The following is a 19742-nucleotide window of genomic DNA, read 5'->3' as shown; positions in this document are numbered from 1 at the left end:
TCAACGCGCAATGCCGCGCGTGGACAGGCTGGCGATGGCCGCGTCGTCATAGCCGGCGTCGCGCAGGATCTGGTGGGTGTGTTCGCCCGGCAGCGGCGCCTGGCGTCGGATGGCGAATTGAAAGCCGGACATCTTTACCGGGCTGGCCACCTGCGCGCCGGCCCCGTATTCCGGGTGCCGCGCCGCGTGCACCATGCCGCGCGCGGCGTAGTGCGGATGCGCCAGGCTTTCGGCCAGCTTCAGCACCGGCGCGACGCAGCAGTCGGCGCCGTCCAGCAATTGCAGCCAATGCGCCAGCGGTTGCGATCCAAACCGTTGCTGCAATTCCGACCGCACCCACGCTTGCCGTCTCGCGTCTTCATCCCGATGCCAGGCCAGCAGATCCGGCCGCTCAAGCCTGCGGCACAGCGTGTCCCAGAACTTCGGTTCCAATGCCGCGACGGCCAGATAGCGGCCGTCTTGCGTTCGGTATTGGCCATAGCACGCCAGCGCACCCGACAAGGTGTCGCCGCCGGCGGGCCGCGTCGCGCCGTGCGCGTTCAGCGTGGCCAGCGGCACCACCGCGCCCGCCAGCAAGCCGTCGGCGATGGCGATATCCACATAGCGTCCGCGCCCCGTGCGCTGCGCATCGACCAGCGCCGCCAGGATGCCCATCACCGCCGTCAGCGAGCCACCCAGAATGTCGGCCACCGGCAGGTTCGACAAGGCCGGCTGATCCGGCCCACACCCCATCTGGTCCGCCACGCCCGCAACCGCCGCATAGTTCAGGTCATGCCCCGCGTCATCGCATAGCGGGCCATCCTGCCCATAACCCGTGATGCTGCAATACACCAGCCGGGGATTGTGTCGCGACAGCGTTGCGTAGTCGGCCTTCAGCCGCGCCGTCACGCCGGGCCGGAAACTCTCGACCACCACATCGGCGTCGCGCGCCAACCGTGCCAGCGCCGCCTGCCCTTCGGGATGCTTCAGGTCCAGCCGCAGCCCGCGCTTGTTGCGGTTGCACACGGCGCGCAACGCGGGCGGCGCGTAGTCGCCCGCTTGCGTGTCCTCGATCTTGATGACGTCGGCGCCCAGGTCGGCCAGGTACTGCGCGCCCAGCGGGCCGGGCAGCAATCGCGACAGGTCCAGCACCTTGATGCCCGCAAGCGGGGCGGTGTTCGGCGTATCCAAAGAGGGACTCCGGTAAATACGAAGAGGCAGCCAGCCAGCGGCAAAAGCCAGTCTAGGCGCGGCTTTGCGCCGATCCAATGGCGAAATGGATGATTCCGCTTGGCGGGAATGCTCACGCCGGGCATTCCTTGGCCGCATGGCTTTCGCTACCATCGACCCGACTCGGTTCGCGCCCCCGCCGTAGGAATCCGCCATGACGCATCACACCATCGCCGTGGGGCACATCGCCCAGATCCTGCAAGGCGCCCGCGCGCGCGGCGTGGACGTGGAACGCGTGCTGCGGCGCGCCCAGGTGCCGCCCGCCTTGTTGCAGGCGCCACTGGCGCGCGTATCGCAGGCCCAGTTCGCACAGATCCTGCGGATGTTGCGGCGCGCCACGCGTGACGATTTTTTGGGCATGGGGCGCCATCCGGTGCCGCTGGGCGCCTTTGCCCACGCCTGCCGGCTGGCCTTGCAGGAAGGCACCGTGGGCCAGGCGCTGCGCGTGGCGTTTCGCTACTACCATGGCGTGCTGCGCGACTTCACCGCGCGGCTGTGCGTCAGCGGAGATACCGCGCGCATCGTGCTGGACGCCCGCGGCGCGCCGGACTGCACGCAGTGGTACGGCGAGCGCACGTTTCTGTTCTTCACGCTGGGCGTGGCCAACTGGCTGGCGGGGCGCCGCCTGCCCATCCTGGGCGTGGATTACAAAGCCGGCGCGCGTAGCGCCGACGCGCAAAAAGTCTTTCACGCGCCGGTACGGTACGGCCGGCCCGACACCGGCCTGTGGCTTGATGCCCGGTGGCTGGCCCTGCCCGTGGTGCAGGACGCGCAGGCGCTGCACGCCTTTCTGGCGAACGCGCCGTTCGACCTGCTGGTGAAGTATCAAGACCGCGCCACGCTTACCGATCGCATCCGCCGCCTGCTGCGCAACGACTTGTCGGGGGACCTTCCATCGCTGGCGCAGGTCAGCGCGCAGCTGTCGATGACGCCGCAAACGCTCAGGCGCCATCTGCGCGACGAGGGGCAGGGCTTTCAGGTACTGAAGGACGATCTGCGGCGCGATGCCGCCGTTGAATATCTGGGCCGTCTGGATCTGTCGCTGGTGGACATCGCCGCGCGGCTGGGGTTTTCCGAACCCAGCACCTTTCATCGCGCGTTCAAGAAATGGACCGGCGTGTCTCCCGGCGAATACCGCCGCACCCAGCTGACCTGCGCACCGGCATCGATGCCTGGCCGCGCGCCGTCGGCCCCTGACACTTTCCGCCAATCCGTTTGACGCCTGCGGCCATTGCCGCGCGCCGCGCCAAGCCGCCAAGCTACGGGCTGGGCAAGGTCGGTGACGACGGCAATCCGCAATCTGCAATCCGCAATCCAAAATCTGCAAACACGCCGATCCACCGACCCGCAGCCCGCCACCGCGACACACTTCAGGAGAACCCCGCATGAATCGAAAAGTATGGGTGGCCGGCGTCGGCATGATTCCGTTCTGCAAACCCGGCGCCAGCGACCCTTATTCCGTGATGGGGATGCGCGCCGTGCAAGAAGCGCTGGCCGATGCGGGCGTGCCCTACGACGCCGTGCAGCAAGCCTATGCCGGCTACGTCTATGGCGATTCCACCTCGGGCCAGGCCGTGGTGTATGGCGTGGGCCTGACCGGCATTCCCGTCTTCAACGTCAATAACAATTGCGCCAGCGGTTCGTCGGCGCTGTTCCTGGCGCGCCAGGCCGTGGAAAGCGGCGCGGTGGAATGTGCGCTGGCCGTGGGGTTTGAACAAATGGTGCCCGGCGCGCTGAAAGGCGTGTACGAAGACCGGCCGTCGCCACTTGCCGGCTTCGTGTCGGCCATGACCGACGCGCAGGGCTATGACACCGCCACGCCGCGCGTCGCGCAATTTTTCGGCGGCGCCGCGCGCGACTACATGAAGCAGCACGACATACGCGCCGATACGTTCGCGCGCATCTCGGTCAAGGCGCGCCAGCACGCGGCCCGCAATCCCTACGCCGTATTCCGCAAGACCGTCACGCTGCCCGAAGTGATGGACGCGCCCATGATCTTCGATCCGCTGACGCGCCTGCAATGCTGCCCGCCCACCTGCGGCGCGGCGGCGGCCATTCTGTGTTCGGACGCGTTTGCGCGGCGCCACGGCTTGCGGCCCGGCGTCAGCATCGCCGCGCAGGCCATGACGACCGACACGCGGTCCACGTTCGACTCCGCCGACATGCGCCGGCTGGTCGGTCTGGACATGACGCGCGCCGCCGCCGACCGCGTGTACGAGGCCGCGGGCGTGGACCCCGCCGACCTTGACGTCGTCGAATTGCATGACTGCTTCACGGCAAACGAATTGATCACCTACGAGGGCCTGCGCCTGACGCCCGAGGGCACAGCCGAAAAATTCATTGTCGATGGCGACAACACCTACGGCGGCCGCGTGGTGACGAATCCATCCGGCGGCCTGCTGTCCAAGGGCCATCCGCTGGGGGCGACGGGCCTGGCGCAGTGCGCCGAACTGGTCTGGCAGTTGCGTGGGCAGGCCGACTTGCGGCAAGTCGAGGGCGCGCGGCTGGCGTTGCAGCACAACCTGGGGCTGGGCGGCGCTTGCGTCGTCACGCTGTACCAGGCCGCGTGACGGCGGCCAGCGCCACACGCATCCAACATCTGGCGGCGGATCGATACCCGATACTCGCCGCCCCGCACGCAGTCAGGAGACAACAACGATGGGAACACTTGAAGGCAAGGTAGCGCTGGTGTCCGGCTCGGGCCGTGGCATCGGCCAGGAGATCGCGCTGAAACTGGCGCGCGAAGGCGCAAGGGTTGTCGTCAACGACCTGGACGACGGACCGGCGCAAGACACGGTGACGCGCATCCGCCAAGCGGGCGGCCAGGCCCAGGCATGCCCCGGCAGCGTCACCGCGCCGGGCTTTGCCGACCGTTTCGTCAACGCGGCAATCGATACCTACGGCGGCCTGGACATCATCGTAAACAACGCCGGCTACACCTGGGACAACGTCATTCAGAAAATGACGGACGAGCAATGGGATGAAATCCTGGCCGTGCATCTATCCGCCCCTTTCCGCATCCTGCGCGCCGCGTCCAGCTTCATCCGCGAAGCCGCCAAGGCCGAGGCCGCCGAAGGGCGCGAAGTGTTCCGCAAGGTGGTCAATATCTCGTCCACCTCGGGCGTGATGGGCAACGCCGGCCAGGCCAATTACGCCGCCGCCAAGGCCGGCATCAATGGTCTGACGCGCGCGCTGGCCAAGGAATGGGGCCGCTACAAAGTCAACGTGAACAGCGTGGCGTTCGGCCTGATCAAGACGCGGCTGACCGACGCCGTGGCCGATGGCGACACCACGCTGGACATCCAGGGGCGTCAGATCAAGGTGGGCGTCAACCCGCAGGTGCTCAAGAACGCCGAAAGCCTGATCCCGCTGGGCCGCGCCGGCACGCCCGCCGAGGCGGCGGGCGCGGTCTATCTGTTCTGCCTGCCTGAATCGAACTACGTCAGCGGGCAGGTGCTGGTCGTGGGTGGCGGCCGCCCATGACGCGCCTGCCTAATCCGATGGAACCGCCACGCGCCGCATGGATGGACGCCGACCTGGCGTTGTTCCAGGATGCGACGCGCCGCATCTTCGACAAGGAATTCGCGCCGGACGAAGAACGGTGGCGCAAGCAGCAGCACGCCGATCGCGACATCTGGACACGGGCCGGGCGCCTGGGCCTGCTGTGCGTCAGCATGCCCGAGGCCTATGGCGGCGGCGCGGGCAGCTTCGCGCACGAAGCCATCGTGGCGGCCGAGCAGGCGCGCGCCATGGTCCATGGCTTTAGCAACAACGTGCACAGCGCCATCCTGGCGCACTACATCCTGAACTACGGCACCGAAGCGCAGCGGCAGCGCTGGCTGCCGGGCATGGCCACCGGCGAGCACGTAGGCGCCATCGCGATGAGCGAGCCGGGCGCCGGGTCCGACCTGAAAAGCGTGCGCACCACGGCCCGGCGCGACGGCGACAGCTACGTCCTCAATGGTTCCAAGACCTTCATCACGAACGGCCTGCACGCCGACCTGATCTGCGTGGTGGCCAAGACCGACCCGCACGCCGGATCGCGCGGCGTGTCGCTCATCATGGTGCAAACGGATGATCTGCCCGGCTTTCGGCGCGGGCGGCTGCTGGAAAAACTGGGCCAGAAAAGCGGAGATACCGCCGAACTGTTTTTTGACGACGTGCGCGTGCCCGTCGCCAACCTGCTGGGCGAGGTCGAAGGGCAGGGCTTTACGCAGCTGATGCAGCAATTGCCGCGCGAACGGCTGCTGATCGCGGTGGGCGCGGTAGCCACCATGCGGCGCGCCATCGACGACACCGTGGCCTATACCAAGACGCGGCAGGTCTTCGGCCAGGCGCTGATCGACATGCAGAACACGCGCTTCAAACTGGCCGAATGCGAAACCGTTGCGACCATCGCCGCGCGCTTTGTCGACGATTGCATCGCGCGCCAGTTGCAGGGCACGCTGGACCTGCCCACCGCCGCGATGGCCAAGTGGTGGACCACCCAGATGAACTGCCAGGTCATCGACGAATGCCTGCAATTGCACGGCGGCTACGGCTACATGCTGGAAACGCCCATTGCGCGGATGTACGCGGATGCGCGCGTGGGCAAGATCTACGGCGGTTCGAATGAAATCATGAAAGAAATCATCGCGCGGGGCATGGCCGCGTAAAGCGGCCGGCACCTTGCGCGGGACTCGGAGAGAGACACGCATGCAGCAAGCGCATTTTCGGTTGGAGCCCAAGGTATTGCCCCGGGTATGGCCCAAGGGCTTGCCGGCCCACATCAACCAGCCCCGCTCCAGCCTCGTCTTCAATCTGGAGGCGTCGGCCACCCGCTATCCCGACAAGCCCGCCATCGTGTTCTACGACACGGTGCTGGACTATGCGCGCCTGAAGCGCGAGGTCGACGCCATGGCCGGCTATCTGCAACACAGCGCGGGCGTTGCAGCCGGCGACCGCGTGCTGCTGCTGAGCCAGAACTGCCCGCAATTCATCATCGCCTACTACGCCGTGCTGCGCGCCGATGCGGTCGTGGTGCCGGTGAACGCGATGAGCACGGAAGATGAGCTGGATCACTATCTGAAGGACAGCGGTGCGCGCGTGGCGTTTGCCGCGCAGGAACTGGCGCCACGGCTGGCGGGCTTTGTTGAAGACGGCAGGCTGGAACGCGTCATCGTCCATGCCTATTCCGACTACCTGGGCGAGGGCGGCGATGGCCAGACGCCGCCGCCCGACTGGATCGCCGCGCCGCGCGACAAGGTAGACATGCCGGGCGGCGTGCCCTGGTACGGCGCCTTGGCGGTCAACGCGCCGCCCAAACCGCACCGGGCGCACGCGGGCGATCTGTGCCTGCTGCCCTATACGTCCGGCACCACCGGGCGGCCCAAGGGCTGCCGCCACACGCACGGCACGCTGGGCGCGGCGGTGACGGGGTCGGCGCTGTGGCGCGGGCTGACGTCCGAAGCCGTCATCATGGGCGTGGCGCCGCTGTTTCACCTGCTGGGCATGCAGAATTGCATGAACCTGCCCATCCTGCTGGGCGCCACCGTCGTGCTGCTGCCGCGCTGGGACCGGCAGGTGGCCGCGCAATTGATGGCGCGGCATCGCGTCAGCGTGTGGGCCGCGCCGCCGGCGATGGTGGTGGACTTCTTTGCGCAGCCCGACATCGAATCGTATGACCTGTCGCGCCTGGCCTTGTTGTGCGGCGGCGGCGCGCCCATGCCCGAGGCGGTATCGGCCATGCTGGCCGAGCGCTACGGCATCGTCTTCAACGAAGCCTATGGGCTGACCGAGACCGCGTCGTTCCTGCACTGCAATCCCATGCACCGCAACAAGCGCCAGTGCATCGGAGTGCCGACTTTCGGCGTCGATACGCGCGTGGTGGACCCGGCTACGCTTGAAGAATTGCCGGCCGGGCAAGTGGGCGAACTGGTCACACGCGGTGCGCAGCTGATGCTGGGTTACTGGAACAACGCGGCCGCCGATGACGAGGCATTTTTCATGTTGGAAGGCGAACGCTACTTTCGCACCGGTGACCTGGGGCGGGTGGACGAGGACGGCTATTTCTTCATCACCGATCGGCTCAAGCGCATGATCAATGCGTCGGGCTACAAGGTGTGGCCGGCCGAGGTCGAGAACGCCTTGTACGAGCATCCCGCCGTGCACGAGGCCTGCGTCATCGGCGTGCCCGACCCGTGCCGGGGCGAAACCGTCAAGGCGCTGCTGGTGCTGCGGCCCGAGGCCCAGGGCAGCGCGCGCGAAGACGAGGTGATCGCGTGGGCCCGCGCCCGCATGGCCGCCTACAAGGCGCCGCGCATCGTTGAATTCGTGGACGCGCTGCCCAAGTCCAGCACGGGCAAGATCCTGTGGCGGCAATTGCAGGAAGCGGGGCGGGCGGGCCGCTAGCGCAACAGCGTGGCGCGGCGGTATCGCCCGGCCGCTTACCGCAGCGGCACGCCGTTGGTCAATTGGCGCAGTTCGTTCAGCAGCTTCGCGGCGGGCAGGGGCAGCAGCCCTTGCGTGCGCCGAAACGCCGTCAGCATGCGCGTGTCGGACGCGCCGGGAATCGGCAGCCGGTCAAGCAGGCCCGCGCGCAGTTCGGCGTGATACATCGGTTCTGGCATCCAACCCAAAAATTCCGAATGCGCAATCAGATTCTTCAGCACCGTGATGGAACGCGTTTCAACCGTGACGTCCGGCATGGACAAGCGGTGCCGCGTGAATAGCTGGTTCATGTGTTCGAAGGGCTCGGTGCCGCGCGGCAGGATCGCCCACTTGTACGCCAGCGTATCGGCCAGGCTGAGACCGGGGCGGGAGCGCAGCGGGTGGCTGGTGCTGGCCACCACGTAGCTCGTGTCTTCCCAACGGCAGTCCGGCACCGAGACAATTTCGTCCGTGTCGTCGGTATGCGCGCCCAGCGCCAGGTCGATCTCGCGCGACAGCAGCGCGCTGGCCAGGCGATCCCATACGCCTTCCACCACCTGCACCTGCAACGTGGGCCAGCGATTGCAGGTTCGGGTCAGCGCGGTGGGAAGAATCAGGCACGCAATGCTGCCCACCGTGCCGACCCGGATGGTGCCCTTGGCCAGCCCCAGCAGCGCACGGATTTCCTCTTTGGCGCTTTCGGCATCGCGCAGCAGCGCGGTGGAATGCGGCAACAGCGTCAGCCCGATATCGGTCAGCTGCATGCCCTTGGAATGACGTTCGAATAGTGGAGCGCCGACCTGGCCTTCCAGGCGGCGCACGATGCGGCTTAGTGCGGACTGCGTGACATGCATGGCGTCGGCGGCACGTCCGAGGCTGCCGGCGGCTACGACCGCGTTGAATGCCGCCAATTGGTGTAGGTCGAATGGCATGCCAAAGCGTAATGACTTTGTCTCGATATATCAATTCTCAAGTCTGCTAGGGGGGGCGACACTCTGCCATCGCTGTTGACCGTGCCCAGGCCCAGCCCGGCGCCTCGTCAACCCCGCCACCTCACCACAAGGACCCAAGCTATGAACGGACCCGTTTTTGGCCTTTTAGGCGCGCTGAACGCCTCTGGTAGCGAGTCCGACCTGGTCCCGCCCCCGCAGCCGCCCACCGTGCGCGACGCCGTCTACGACCTGATGCGCCGCGTCGGCATGACGTCGGTATTCGCCAACCCGGGGTCAACCGAGCTGCCCATGTTTCGCGGGTTTCCCGATGATTTCCGCTATGTGCTGGGCTTGCAGGAAGCCACGGTGGTAGGCATGGCCGACGGTTATGCGCAAGCCACGCGCAACGCGTCGATGGTCAACCTGCATTCGGCGGCCGGGGTCGGCAACGCCATGGGCAACCTGTTCACGGCATACAAGAACCGTACGCCCATGGTGGTGGTCGCCGGCCAGCAGGCGCGCGGCATCCTGCCCTTCGACCCCTTCCTGTCTTCCAGCAATGCCACCGAGTTGCCCCGGCCTTACGTCAAATGGAGCACCGAGCCCGCCCGCGCGCAAGACGTGCCACTGGCCATCGCGCGCGCCTACTACCTGGCCATGATGCCGCCGCGTGGGCCCGTGCTGGTGTCCGTGCCCGTAGACGACTGGGACGCGCCTTCGCCGCCGTTGGCGCATCGCGGCGTCAGCACTGAACTGCGCCCGCAGCCCGAGGCCATCGGGCGCATCGGCGCCTTGCTGGACGCCTGCCGACGCCCCGCCATGGTCGTGGGCGCTGCCGTGGACCGCGACGGCGCCTGGAACGAAATCGTGGCGCTGGCCGAACTGCACAGCGCGCGCGTGTGGGCCGCGCCCATGTCGGGCCGTTGCAGCTTCCCGGAACGCCATCGCCTCTTCGCCGGGTTTTTGCCGGCCGCGCGCGAGGGCATCGTCGCCCGCCTGCAAGGGCACGATCTGATCCTGGTGGTGGGGGCGCCCGCCTTTACCTATCACGTCGACGGCGCCGGGCCGCACGTGCCCGACGGCGCCGAGCTTTGCCTGCTGACCGACGACCCGGACACGGCGGCGTGGGCGCCGGCGGGGTTGGCGGCCGTGGGCAGTATCCGCCTGTGCCTGCGCGATTTGCTGGCGCGCCCCGCGCCCATCATGCGGCCCTTGCCCGCGCGGCGCGCCGCCAGCCCCGCGCCCGGCCCGTCTTCGCCGATGTCCACCGCCTTCGTGCTGCAGACGCTGGCCGCCATGCGCGACCCGTCCGACATCGTCGTGGAAGAAGCCCCCAGCGCCCGCCCGTCATGCAGCACTATCTGCCGCACGTGCGCTCGCAAACCTTCTACACCATGGACAGCGGCGGCCTGGGTTATGGCATGCCCGCAGCGGTGGGCGTGGCGCTGGGCAAGCCCGACCGGCGTGTCATCGCGCTGATCGGCGACGGTTCCAGCCTGTACTCGATACAAGCGCTCTGGAGCGCCGCGCAGCACAAGCTGCCGATCACCTTCGTCATTCTCAACAACCGCCGCTATGCCGCGCTGCAAGACTTTGCGCCGGCATTCGGCTTCGGGCCGCACGACAAGGTCATGGGCACCGAACTGCCCGGCATTGACTTCGTTGCGCTGGCCCGGGGGCTGGGCTGCGGCGGCGTGCGCGTGTCGGACGCCGCGCGCCTGGGCGCGGTACTGGCCGACGCCATGGCCAGCGGCAGCCCCACGCTGGTTGAAGTGCGGGTGTCCTGACCCTATCCCTGGATGCCCGTCACCCGGGCTCGCGGCAAGTCGTATCCCCAAGGAGGCCACAGCGCCATGCAGGTATTTCCAGTGCAGGTTTCCCCAGTGCAGCTTTCCCCCGTGCAGGTCCCCGTGCAGGGTGAACCCGCGCAGGTGTCCCTATTGATCAACGGCGACGCCACCGGCGCGCGCGGCGGCCTGACGTTCAAGCGCCACAGTCCGCTGGACGGCAGCATTGCCTCGCTGGCGCCCGCGGCCAGCGTGCAGGACGCCGTGGCCGCCGTGCAAGCCGCGTCGGCCGCATTTCCGTCCTGGTCGGCCACCGGCCCGGGTGAACGGCGCCAACTACTCATGCGCGCGGCAGAAGCCATCCAGGCCCGGGCGCAATCGTTTGCCGACATCATGGCACTTGAAACCGGCGCCTCGGCCGGCTGGGCACGGTTCAATGTCCAACTTGCCGTCAGCGTGCTGCTGGAGGCGGCCGCGCTGACCACCCAGGTCAGCGGCGAGGTCATCCCGTCCGATGTGCCGGGCAACCTGGCGCTGGCCGTGCGCCAGCCGGCGGGCGTGGTGCTGGGCATCGCGGCCTGGAACGCGCCGGTCATTCTTGCCGTGCGCGCCATCGCCACGCCGCTGGCTTGCGGCAATACCGTTGTGCTCAAGGGCAGCGGCTTGTGCCCGGCCACGCATGGGCTGGTCATGCACACACTGCAAGCGGTGGGCTTTCCGCGAGGCGTGCTGAACTTCATCACGAACGCGCCGGCCGACGCGGCTACCGTCGTCGAGGCCATGGTGGCGCACCCGTCGGTGCGGCGCGTCAGCTTCATGGGGTCCACGCAGGTAGGCAGGCGTATCGCTTCGGCGTGCGCAAATCATCTGAAACCTGTCGTTCTTGAGCTTGGCGGCAAGGCGCCTTTCGTGGTGCTTGATGACGCCGACCTGGACGCGGCCGCGCGTGCCGCCGTGTTCGGCGCCTTTGCCAATTCCGGGCAGACCTGCATGGCCACCGAACGCATCATCGTCGACCGCACGGTGGCCGACGCCTTCGTGCAAAAGCTGGCCGACCGCGCAGCCGGGCTGCCGCTGGGGGATCCGCGCGAAGCCGCCGTGGCGCTGGGCGCCGTGGTCGACATGAACGCGGTCAAGCTCTGCAATGCCCTGATCGACGACGCGCTGGCGCAAGGCGGCCGCTTGGTGGCGGGCGGCAAGTCCAACACCACCTTGATGCCGGCCACCCTGATCGACCACGTGACGCCCAGCATGCGGCTGTACCGCGAAGAGGCCTTCGGGCCGGTGACGGGCATCGTGCGCGTCAGCGGCGTGGAAGAAGCCGTGGCCTGCGCCAACGACAACGAATACGGTCTGGCGTCGGCGGTGTTCGGACGCGACGTGGGGCGCGCCATCGCCGTGGCGCGTCGGATTGAATCCGGCATTTGCCACGTCAACGGGGCCACCGTCCACGACGAGGCCCAGATGCCGTTCGGCGGCATGAAGGAAAGCGGCATGGGGCGCTTTGGCGGCAAGGCCGGCATCGACGCCTTTACCGACCTGCGCTGGCTCACGGTGCAAACCACGCCACGTGACTACGCGTTTTGACGCGGGGCGGGCGTTGCTCTCGGCGTTGGCTTCGCCTTCCACTTCGCCTTCCACTCCACCTTCCTTTCCGCCTTCCCTTTGCCAAAGGACCATGTATGCGTACTCAGGTAGCGATCATCGGGGCCGGCCCGGCCGGGCTGATGCTGTCGCAGTTGTTGCACTTGCAGGGCGTCGATTCCGTGGTGCTGGAATGCCGTGGCCAGGAAACCATCCGCGCCACCGTGCGCGCGGGTGTGCTGGAGCAGGGCACGGTCGACGTGTTGACCGAAGTCGGCTTGGGCGGGCGGCTGCGCAGCGAAGGCTTTCGGCACGAAGGCACGGTGTTGCGGGTGGGCGGCGTTGACCGCCGTATCGACTTTGTCGACCTGACGGGCGGGCGCGCGGTAATGGTCTACGCGCAGCACGAAGTCATCAACGACTTGCTCGATGCGCGGTTGGCGGCGGGGGGCGACGTGCGCTTCAACGTCACCGACGTGACGCTGCACGACGTCACCCATGCCAACGATGTGCCCCGCGCCCCACACACCACGGCGTCATCCGGACCCGTGGTTCGGTTCCGCGATGACGGCGGCGTCCCCGTCTCGCTGCGCGCGGATTTTGTCGTGGGCTGCGACGGCACGCACGGCGTCAGCCGCGCCGCCATCGCTCCCCATGCCTTGCACACCCTTGAGCACCGCTACCCGTTCGGCTGGCTTGGCATCTTGTGCCAGGCGCCGCCATCTTCCGACGAGCTGATCTACGCCTTGGGCGCCGACGGCTTTGCGCTGGTCAGCACCCGGTCGCGCGAGGTGCAACGCATGTACCTGCAATGCGACCCGCGCGACGCCCCCTGCGACTGGTCCGATGACCGCATCTGGGCCACGCTGCGCGCCCGCCTGGCCACGCCAGACGGCTGGGCGCCCAAGGAAGGCCCCATCTTCGACAAGACCGTCATCGGCATGCGCAGCAGGGTGACCGAGCCCATGCGGCACGGTCGCCTGCTCCTGGCGGGCGACGCCGCCCATGTGGTGCCGCCAACCGGCGCCAAGGGCTTGAACCTGGCCGTGTCCGACGTGTGCCTGCTGTCGCGCGCGCTAACTCGTTTCTATCGGCATGGCAAAGACGACCTGCTGGACACCTACAGCGCTGACGCCTTGCGCCGCGTTTGGCGCGCGCAGCGGTTTTCAAAATGGATGACGGCGTTGCTGCACCGTTATCCCCACGCGGACGCCTTTGACCGCAAGCTACAAGACGCCGAACTCGACTACCTGACGCAATCACGCGCCGCGTGCACCACGCTGGCGGAAAACTATGTGGGGCTGCCCATGGTGCCGCCCTGGGACTGAACGCGGGCTATTTCCGCAAAGGAGAACCAGCATGACTCGTAGTGCCCAGAACGCGGCGGTTCGCGCCGCGCCGCCCGACCGCCGTAACGCCGACCCCGGTAGCGCCGACGTCGGCGATCTGCTGGACAACGGCCCCTTCACGTCCATGCAGAAGTTTGTGGTGATGCTTGCCGCCTTGTCCATCGTCATGGACGGGTTTGATGGCCAACTGATCGGCTTTGCGATTCCGATGATGATCCAGGAATGGGGCATCACGCGCGAGGCTTTCGCGCCCGCCGTGGCGTCCGGCCTGATCGGCATGGGGATCGGCAGCGCGTGCGCCGGCCTGTTCGCCGACCGCTACGGCCGCCGCATGGCCGTCATCGTCAGCGTGTTTGTGTTTGGCACAGCCACGTGCGCCATCGGGCTGGCGCCCGATGCCCTGACCGTGGTCGTGCTGCGCTTCATTGCCGGCCTGGGCATCGGTGGCGCGCTGCCCAGTTCCACGACGGTTACCGCCGAATTCACGCCCGCGCGCCGCCGCACGCTGGCAGTCACGGCCACCATCGTCTGCGTGCCTTTGGGCGGGATGCTGGCGGGCCTGTTCTCGGCGTATGTCCTACCTTTGTATGGGTGGCGCGCTTCGTTCTTCATCGGCGGATCGCTGCCCATCGCCCTGGGCTTTGCCTTGATGGCCACGTTGCCCGAATCGCCCCGATTCCTGGCGCGCCGACCCGAGCGCTGGAACGAGTTGGGCGCGTTGCTGGGCCGCATGGGCCGGCCCATGCCGCAAGGCGTGCACTACACCGACGCCGTCGAGCAGGCGCTTGAACAGCCGGGCGCCCAGCCGCAGCGTGGCGTGCGGGCCTTGTTCTCGAAGGGCTACGGCGCCGACACCATCGCCATCTGGGTGGCCTTCTTCATGTGCCTGACGGCGGTGTACAGCGCGTTCAGCTGGTTGCCCACGATGCTGACCTCGGAAGGCTTGCCGCTGGCGGTGGCCGCGTCCGGGCTGACCGCCTACAACCTCGGAGGCGTGATCGGGGCGCTGGTGTGCGCCGTCGCCATGACGCGCTGGGGCTCGCGTTGGCCGCTTGCCATCTGCTGCGTGGGCGCGCTGGGCAGCGCCTTCCTGATGCTGATGGTCGACGTGCGGCAAAGCTCTTCCTTGCTGGTGTTTGGGTTCGGCGTGCACGGGCTGTTCGTCAATGCCGTGCAATCCACCATGTATGCACTGTGCGCGTACGTCTATGCCACCGGCGTGCGCGCCACCGGCACGGCGGGAGCGCTGGCTTTCGGGCGTCTTGGCGCCATCCTTAGCGCCTTCGTCGGCGCAACCGTCATCACGCTGGGCGGCGCGCAGGGCTACCTGCTGTTGCTGGGCACGGTCATGGTGTTTGCGCTGATTGCGTTGCTGATGGTGCGCCGGCATATCCCCGGCAGGCGCGCGGCGCCGCCGCTGCGCACCGTTGCCGTCGTGGGGGGCACACGATGAATATCGCGATGCTGGGCGCGGGCGCCATGGGTTGCCTGTTTGGCGGGTTGCTGGCCGAGAGCGGCCGGCAGGTGACGTTGCTGGATATCGACGATGCCCATCTGGAGGCGATACGCCGCAGCGGTTTGCGGCTGGAGACCGACCAGGGCGACAGGCGCATCCATGGCATGACGGTGGCGCGGCCGGAGCACCACCGGCAGCCGCCGGACCTGTTGATCCTCTTCACCAAAAGCCTGCATACCGACGCCGCGCTACGCAGCGTGGCGCCGCTGCTTCGCGCACCTGCGCGGGTGCTGACCTTGCAGAACGGGTTGGGCAACCTGGAGGCGGTTTCGCGCCATGTGGACCCGGCGCGCATCCTGGTCGGCATGACAACGTGGCCGGCCGATCTGGCGGGGCCCGGCCACGTCAGATCGCATGGCGGCGGCGTGATCCGCATGTGGCCGGCGCGCGGTAGCGGCGGGGATGGTGAAGGCGACGGCAACGTAGACACCGACGTCATGCACATCGCGACAGTGCTCAATGATGCCGGTTTGCAATGCGAAGTCGACCCCAACGTCTGGAAGGCGATCTGGGAAAAGGTGGCCTTCAACGCCGCGCTTAACAGCCTGTGCGCCGTCTCGGGCTGCGCGGTCGGTCAGTTGGCCAACGTGGCTGACGGCCCGATGCTGGCGCGCACCGTGGTGTCCGAGGTGATCGCCGTGGCCCGCGCAAGTGGCGTCGACGCCGACGCGGCCGCCTGCCATGCCAGCGTCGCGCACGCCATTGCGCATCATCGCGGCCACAAGCCGTCGATGTTGCAGGACGTGCTGGCGGGCAGGCCTACCGAAATTGAAACGATCAACGGCGAAGTGGTGGCACGGGCGCGCGCGGCGGGCGTGCCGGTGCCACACACCGCCCTGTTGCTGGGCCTGGTGCGCCTGATCCAGGCACGCCAATCTGATATTCCGACCGAGAGACACCCATGACCTCATCCGAAACCGCTCCTGTCCCGCCGCAGCCGCGGCGCCCGTCATCGCGACCCTCATTGGCGTCAAGCTCGCGCCCACCCGCGGGCCTGTCGCCGCGCGACTGGGCCAGCCATCCGGCCTATCTCTACGAGGACTATCGTTCGACGCAATTGCGCGGCCCGACACTGCCGCTCGTGCCCCTGGCCGCCGCGTTGGGCGAAATGCGCCGGCCGGTCTTTGGCGACGACAGTGTGGGCAAGCTGGACCACGACCTGACGCGCAATGCGCGCCGCAATGGTGAACCCATCGGCGAACGCATGGTGTTGGCCGGCCGGGTAGTTGACGATCTTGGGCGGCCGGTGTCGCACACGCTGATCGAAATCTGGCAGGCCAATGCGGCCGGCCGCTATGTGCACAAGGCCGACCGCCACGACGCGCCGCTGGACCCGAACTTTCTGGGCGCGGGCCGCTGCCTGACCGATGCGGACGGGCGATACCGCTTCTTGACGATCAAGCCGGGCGCCTATCCCTGGGGCAACCATCCCAACGCCTGGCGCCCGCAGCATATTCATCTATCCCTTTTCGGCCAGCACTTCGGTACACGGCTGGTCACGCAAATGTACTTTCCGGGCGACCCGTTGCATGCCTTCGACCCGATGCTGAATGGTACGCCGGAAGCGGCGCGCAGCCGGCTGATCGCGGACTTCAGCGTGGGCCTGACCGAAGAAGGTTTTGCGTTGGGATATCAGTTCGACATCGTGCTGCGCGGGGCGCGTTGCACGCCGTTTGAAAACGGCTAAGGAGGGGTCATGTTGATGCAAGGCTTGCAAGACAATTTTGGGCAGACGCCATCGCAGACGGTCGGCCCGTATTTCGCGTACGGCTTGACGGCGGCGCAGTACGGCTACGACTTCGATCAGCCCTTTGACACCGTGCTGGCGGATGACGAGGCGCGCGGTACGCGCATGCGCCTGGAAGGCCGTGTGCTGGACGGCGATGGCATGCCGGTGTCGGAAGCACTGGTGGAAATCTCGCACGTGGACGGGCAGGGCCGGTATCCGCGCAATGTGTACGAGGCATCGGCCATGGGGTTTCGGGGCTTCGGGCGTTGCGGCACAGGCACCGACCTGGGCAACCGCTACGCGTTTCACACGGTCAAGCCGGCGTCGCAGGCAGACGGCGAGGCGCCGCATATCGACATGATCGTGACCATGCGAGGGCTGTTGCTGCACGTGTTCACGCGCGTGTACTTCCAGGACGAGGCCGAGGCGAATGCAGCGGACGCGGTCCTCAATTCCGTGTATGCCGCGCGGCGCCACAGCCTGCTGGCGCGCAAGGACGAGCGGGGTGGCGAGCTTATCTACCGATTCGACGTCCATATGCAGGGGCCGTACGAAACGGTGTTCTTCGACGTGTAGCCTGCGCCATCACGCGATCCGGGCAAAAACCCGGCCCGAAGACCCGGCCCGAAGATTCGGCCTGAATATTCGGCCTGAATATTGGCCTGAACATTCGGCCTGAAAATCACCGCGAAAAAAAAGGCGCTGAAAACTTCAGCGCCTTGCCAATGCGGGGGGTATGACACCGCCCGCGTTGCATCAGGCCGTGGTGTCGCCAGCCGCTTCGGGCTGGTACAGAATTTCTTCGATGCTGGCCGAATGCTCGGTCTGGTTCGGCGCCGTCCACGTGACCAGCTGGCCGGTGCGCGAGCCGATCAGGCTCAGGCCCAGTGGCGACATCACCGACACCTGGCCCTGCGCCAGGTTGGCGTCGGCCGGATAGCAAAGCGTGACAACCATTTCATCGCCCTTGTCGTTCAGCAGGCGCACGCGCGAACGCATCGTGATGATGTCGGGCGTGACTTCCTCGATGGCGATGATGGGCGCGGAGTCTAGCAATTCCTGCGCGGCATCGACGGCATCGCGCGACAGGGTCGCGGCGGTGGCGGGGCGGGTGATCATGCCCAGCAGTCGGGCGTGGTCCAGGGCGGTAATGAGTTTGTCTTGCGGCACGGCGTTCATGTCGGTTCTTCTTGGACGAAAGGCCCCGCTAGGCGTAGGCCTTTCGGCGTGCGCGGGCGAGGCAATGGAGGAGATGACAGCGCTTTGGGAAGAGAATGTTCAAGCGGTGCCGCGACGAAGCGTACGGTGTGGATCGTGCCCGGGCAGCGCGCCGACGTTGCGGCTTACTGCGGCTAGCCCACCCTAAAGCAGGCTTCGGACCCCGGACAGAGATGATTACCGGGCTGATTCGAGCGTCGAAGCGGTGCAGTTTTTGCGCGTTTGGCGCCCAATCTGCTGTCGGCAATAGGCGAGTATATAGGCCATTGCCACATGCGTGTGTCGGAATATTCTGAAAAGGGGCGATTTGCGCCGCCCCTTCCCGGGTACACGCGGTAAATCAGCCCTTGATAAAGGCCAGCAGGTCCGGATTGATGATGTCGGCGTGGGTCGTCAACATGCCGTGCGGCAAGCCTTGATACACCTTCAACGTGCCGTTATTCAGCAGCTTGACCGACAGGCGCGAGGCGTCGTCGATGGGCACGATCTGGTCGTCGTCGCCGTGCATGACCAGCGTGGGCACGGTGATGGCCTTCAGGTCTTCGGTCTGGTCGGTCTCGGAAAACGCCTTGATGCCTTCGTAATGGGCACGCGCGCCGCCGATCATGCCTTGGCGCCACCAGTTGTTGATGACGCCCTGCGACACCTTGGCGCCCGAACGGTTAAAGCCATAGAACGGGCCCGAGGCCACGTCTACGTAGAATTGGGCGCGGTTGGCGGCAAGCGCTTCGCGGAAGCCGTCGAACACTTCCATCGGCAGGCCGCCCGGGTTGGATTCGGTCTTGAGCATCAGCGGAGGCACGGCGCTGACCAGCACGGCCTTGGCGACGCGGCCTTGCGGCTGGCCGAATTTGGCGACATAGCGCGCCACTTCGCCACCGCCCGTCGAATGGCCAATGTGCACCGTATTGCGCAGGTCCAGGTGTTCGACCACGGCGGACGCGTCGGCGGCGTAGTGGTCCATATCATGGCCGTCGCTGACCTGGCTTGAGCGTCCGTGGCCACGGCGGTCGTGCGCAATGACGCGAAACCCCTTGTTCACGAAGTACAGCATCTGCGCGTCCCAGTCGTCGCTGGACAAGGGCCAGCCATGGTGGAACATGATGGGCTGGGCGGTCTTGGGACCCCAGTCCTTGAAGAAAATCTGCACGCCGTCGGGGGTGGTGATGGTGCTCATGGGCTTGTACTCCGGGTAGGTGCCACGGGAAGGGCGGGCGGCGGTGCAGGCTTGGGAACAAGCCGGCCCCGGCGCCGCGAAACCCTGAGCGTAGCGCTGCCCACCTTGCAGCGCTTGAAGATTATGAACCGGCTTTGAACGAAATCATCTTGCACTGGGGGGGGCCGGCAGTACTAGGCATTCTGGCCCCCGCCCCCGGCCCGGCCCCCGCCTTCTTGCAGCGCCCGATAGTGTTCCACCACCCCTTGCAGGGCATATTCGGCGCTGGCCTTGCGTATGCTGTTGCGGTCGCCCGAGAAACGCTTGGTGGCGGTGAACACCACGGGGTGGGCGTCGGCATTGCCCATCTTGAAGACCCAGGCGTAGCACTGCGTGCCGCTGGGAATTTCGTCGTCGGTGGCGTCGGTGACGCCGGTATTGGACACCGCCACGTTCGCGGGGCTTTTGCGCGCCGCGCCCAGCGCCATGTCGCGCGCGACGGCTTCGCTGGTCAGATTGTGCGAGCGCAGCGTGGCCTGCGGCACCCCCAGGCAACGCTGCTTGGCCTCAACGGAATACACGACGAAGGCACAGTCCAGCAATTGGCCGGCGCCGGGAATGTCGGCCAGGGTGGCGGCAATCAGCCCCGCCGTGCAGGACTCGGCGGTCACCAGCGTCAGGTCGTTTTCCTGCATGAATGTCGCGACTCGTTCGATAGCGTTCATCGTTGCGCTCCGGTAAGGGGGCCGCCTTGTCATGGCCATTGCCCCAGGCGAGTGCCCCCCAAGCAAACCGCGTTCCCGGCGGCGTTGCGGGCATGGCAGTTGCTCCGGCATGGCGTTATCCCGACATTC

General features: G+C 67.0%; 16 protein-coding genes and 1 pseudogene. 12 read left to right on the top strand and 5 right to left on the bottom strand.

The features are described 5' to 3' along the window. Nucleotides 1-1170: a CaiB/BaiF CoA-transferase family protein gene (locus YH64_RS21100; RefSeq protein WP_046807277.1), complete on the bottom strand. Its 1170-nt coding sequence runs from the start codon at nucleotides 1168-1170 to the stop codon at nucleotides 1-3. A gap of 193 nt (nucleotides 1171-1363) precedes the next feature. On the opposite strand from YH64_RS21100, the gene YH64_RS21095 reads away from it, so the two are divergent. The 5 genes from YH64_RS21095 (at nucleotide 1364) to YH64_RS21075 (ending at nucleotide 7599) form a co-directional block, all read left to right on the top strand. Next, nucleotides 1364-2428 carry an AraC family transcriptional regulator gene (locus YH64_RS21095; RefSeq protein WP_046807278.1) on the top strand — a complete coding sequence of 355 codons (1065 nt, stop codon included), beginning with the start codon at nucleotides 1364-1366 and terminating at the stop codon, nucleotides 2426-2428. A 166-nt stretch (nucleotides 2429-2594) separates the two neighbouring features. Continuing rightward, nucleotides 2595-3779 (top strand): lipid-transfer protein, encoded by a 1185-nt coding sequence (locus YH64_RS21090; RefSeq protein WP_046807279.1) that lies wholly within the window; start codon nucleotides 2595-2597, stop codon nucleotides 3777-3779. A gap of 88 nt (nucleotides 3780-3867) precedes the next feature. Next, the gene (locus YH64_RS21085) at nucleotides 3868-4692 is read left to right on the top strand and encodes an SDR family NAD(P)-dependent oxidoreductase (protein WP_046807280.1); all 825 of its coding nucleotides are present in this window, start codon (nucleotides 3868-3870) and stop codon (nucleotides 4690-4692) included. Further along, on the top strand, nucleotides 4689-5864 hold the full coding sequence (locus YH64_RS21080; RefSeq protein ID WP_255444624.1) for an acyl-CoA dehydrogenase family protein: 1176 nt from the start codon (nucleotides 4689-4691) through the stop codon (nucleotides 5862-5864). Before YH64_RS21085 ends, YH64_RS21080 begins: the two co-directional genes overlap by 4 nt. 40 nt (nucleotides 5865-5904) lie before the next feature. Continuing rightward, the gene (locus tag YH64_RS21075) at nucleotides 5905-7599 is read left to right on the top strand and encodes a long-chain-fatty-acid--CoA ligase (protein WP_046807281.1); all 1695 of its coding nucleotides are present in this window, start codon (nucleotides 5905-5907) and stop codon (nucleotides 7597-7599) included. A 35-nt stretch (nucleotides 7600-7634) separates the two neighbouring features. Here YH64_RS21075 and YH64_RS21070 read toward each other — a convergent pair whose 3' ends face one another. Continuing rightward, nucleotides 7635-8549 carry a LysR family transcriptional regulator gene (locus YH64_RS21070; protein WP_046807282.1) on the bottom strand — a complete coding sequence of 305 codons (915 nt, stop codon included), beginning with the start codon at nucleotides 8547-8549 and terminating at the stop codon, nucleotides 7635-7637. A 252-nt stretch (nucleotides 8550-8801) separates the two neighbouring features. Between YH64_RS21070 and mdlC the strand changes: the two are divergent. The 7 genes and pseudogenes from mdlC to pcaG all read left to right on the top strand — a co-directional run bounded on the left by mdlC (nucleotide 8802) and on the right by pcaG (nucleotide 17090). After that, nucleotides 8802-10336: pseudogene (mdlC, locus tag YH64_RS21065) on the top strand (benzoylformate decarboxylase). Between the two features lie 66 nt (nucleotides 10337-10402). Further along, nucleotides 10403-11923 (top strand): aldehyde dehydrogenase family protein, encoded by a 1521-nt coding sequence (locus tag YH64_RS21060; RefSeq protein ID WP_082134648.1) that lies wholly within the window; start codon nucleotides 10403-10405, stop codon nucleotides 11921-11923. 95 nt (nucleotides 11924-12018) lie between these two features. After that, a complete protein-coding gene (locus YH64_RS21055) occupies nucleotides 12019-13248 on the top strand; it encodes a 4-hydroxybenzoate 3-monooxygenase (RefSeq protein ID WP_046807283.1) in 1230 nt (409 codons plus the stop codon). Nucleotides 13249-13279: 31 nt separating this feature from the next. Next, complete coding sequence (locus YH64_RS21050) at nucleotides 13280-14722, top strand: MFS transporter (RefSeq protein WP_046807284.1); 1443 nt, start codon at nucleotides 13280-13282, stop codon at nucleotides 14720-14722. Next, nucleotides 14719-15690: a ketopantoate reductase family protein gene (locus tag YH64_RS21045; RefSeq protein WP_046807285.1), complete on the top strand. Its 972-nt coding sequence runs from the start codon at nucleotides 14719-14721 to the stop codon at nucleotides 15688-15690. The genes YH64_RS21050 and YH64_RS21045 overlap by 4 nt, the downstream gene beginning before the upstream one ends. Continuing rightward, the gene (gene pcaH, locus YH64_RS21040) at nucleotides 15687-16472 is read left to right on the top strand and encodes a protocatechuate 3,4-dioxygenase subunit beta (protein ID WP_082134649.1); all 786 of its coding nucleotides are present in this window, start codon (nucleotides 15687-15689) and stop codon (nucleotides 16470-16472) included. Before YH64_RS21045 ends, pcaH begins: the two co-directional genes overlap by 4 nt. 9 nt (nucleotides 16473-16481) lie before the next feature. Next, nucleotides 16482-17090: a protocatechuate 3,4-dioxygenase subunit alpha gene (gene pcaG / locus YH64_RS21035; RefSeq protein WP_046807287.1), complete on the top strand. Its 609-nt coding sequence runs from the start codon at nucleotides 16482-16484 to the stop codon at nucleotides 17088-17090. 180 nt (nucleotides 17091-17270) lie between these two features. Here pcaG and YH64_RS21030 read toward each other — a convergent pair whose 3' ends face one another. From YH64_RS21030 to YH64_RS21020, 3 genes are all read right to left on the bottom strand, one after another. After that, complete coding sequence (locus YH64_RS21030; RefSeq protein ID WP_046807288.1) at nucleotides 17271-17693, bottom strand: GreA/GreB family elongation factor; 423 nt, start codon at nucleotides 17691-17693, stop codon at nucleotides 17271-17273. A 379-nt stretch (nucleotides 17694-18072) separates the two neighbouring features. Continuing rightward, nucleotides 18073-18909 (bottom strand): alpha/beta fold hydrolase, encoded by an 837-nt coding sequence (locus tag YH64_RS21025; protein WP_046807289.1) that lies wholly within the window; start codon nucleotides 18907-18909, stop codon nucleotides 18073-18075. 173 nt (nucleotides 18910-19082) lie between these two features. Then, nucleotides 19083-19613, bottom strand: a complete 531-nt coding sequence (locus YH64_RS21020; RefSeq protein WP_104144171.1) for a CinA family protein — start codon at nucleotides 19611-19613, stop codon at nucleotides 19083-19085. Between the last annotated feature and the right edge of the window lie 129 nt (nucleotides 19614-19742).

Source organism: Achromobacter sp. LC458, from assembly GCF_001005835.2.
Lineage (GTDB): Bacteria > Pseudomonadota > Gammaproteobacteria > Burkholderiales > Burkholderiaceae_B > Achromobacter > Achromobacter spanius_B.
This window is presented reverse-complemented; position numbering and strand designations above follow the sequence as displayed.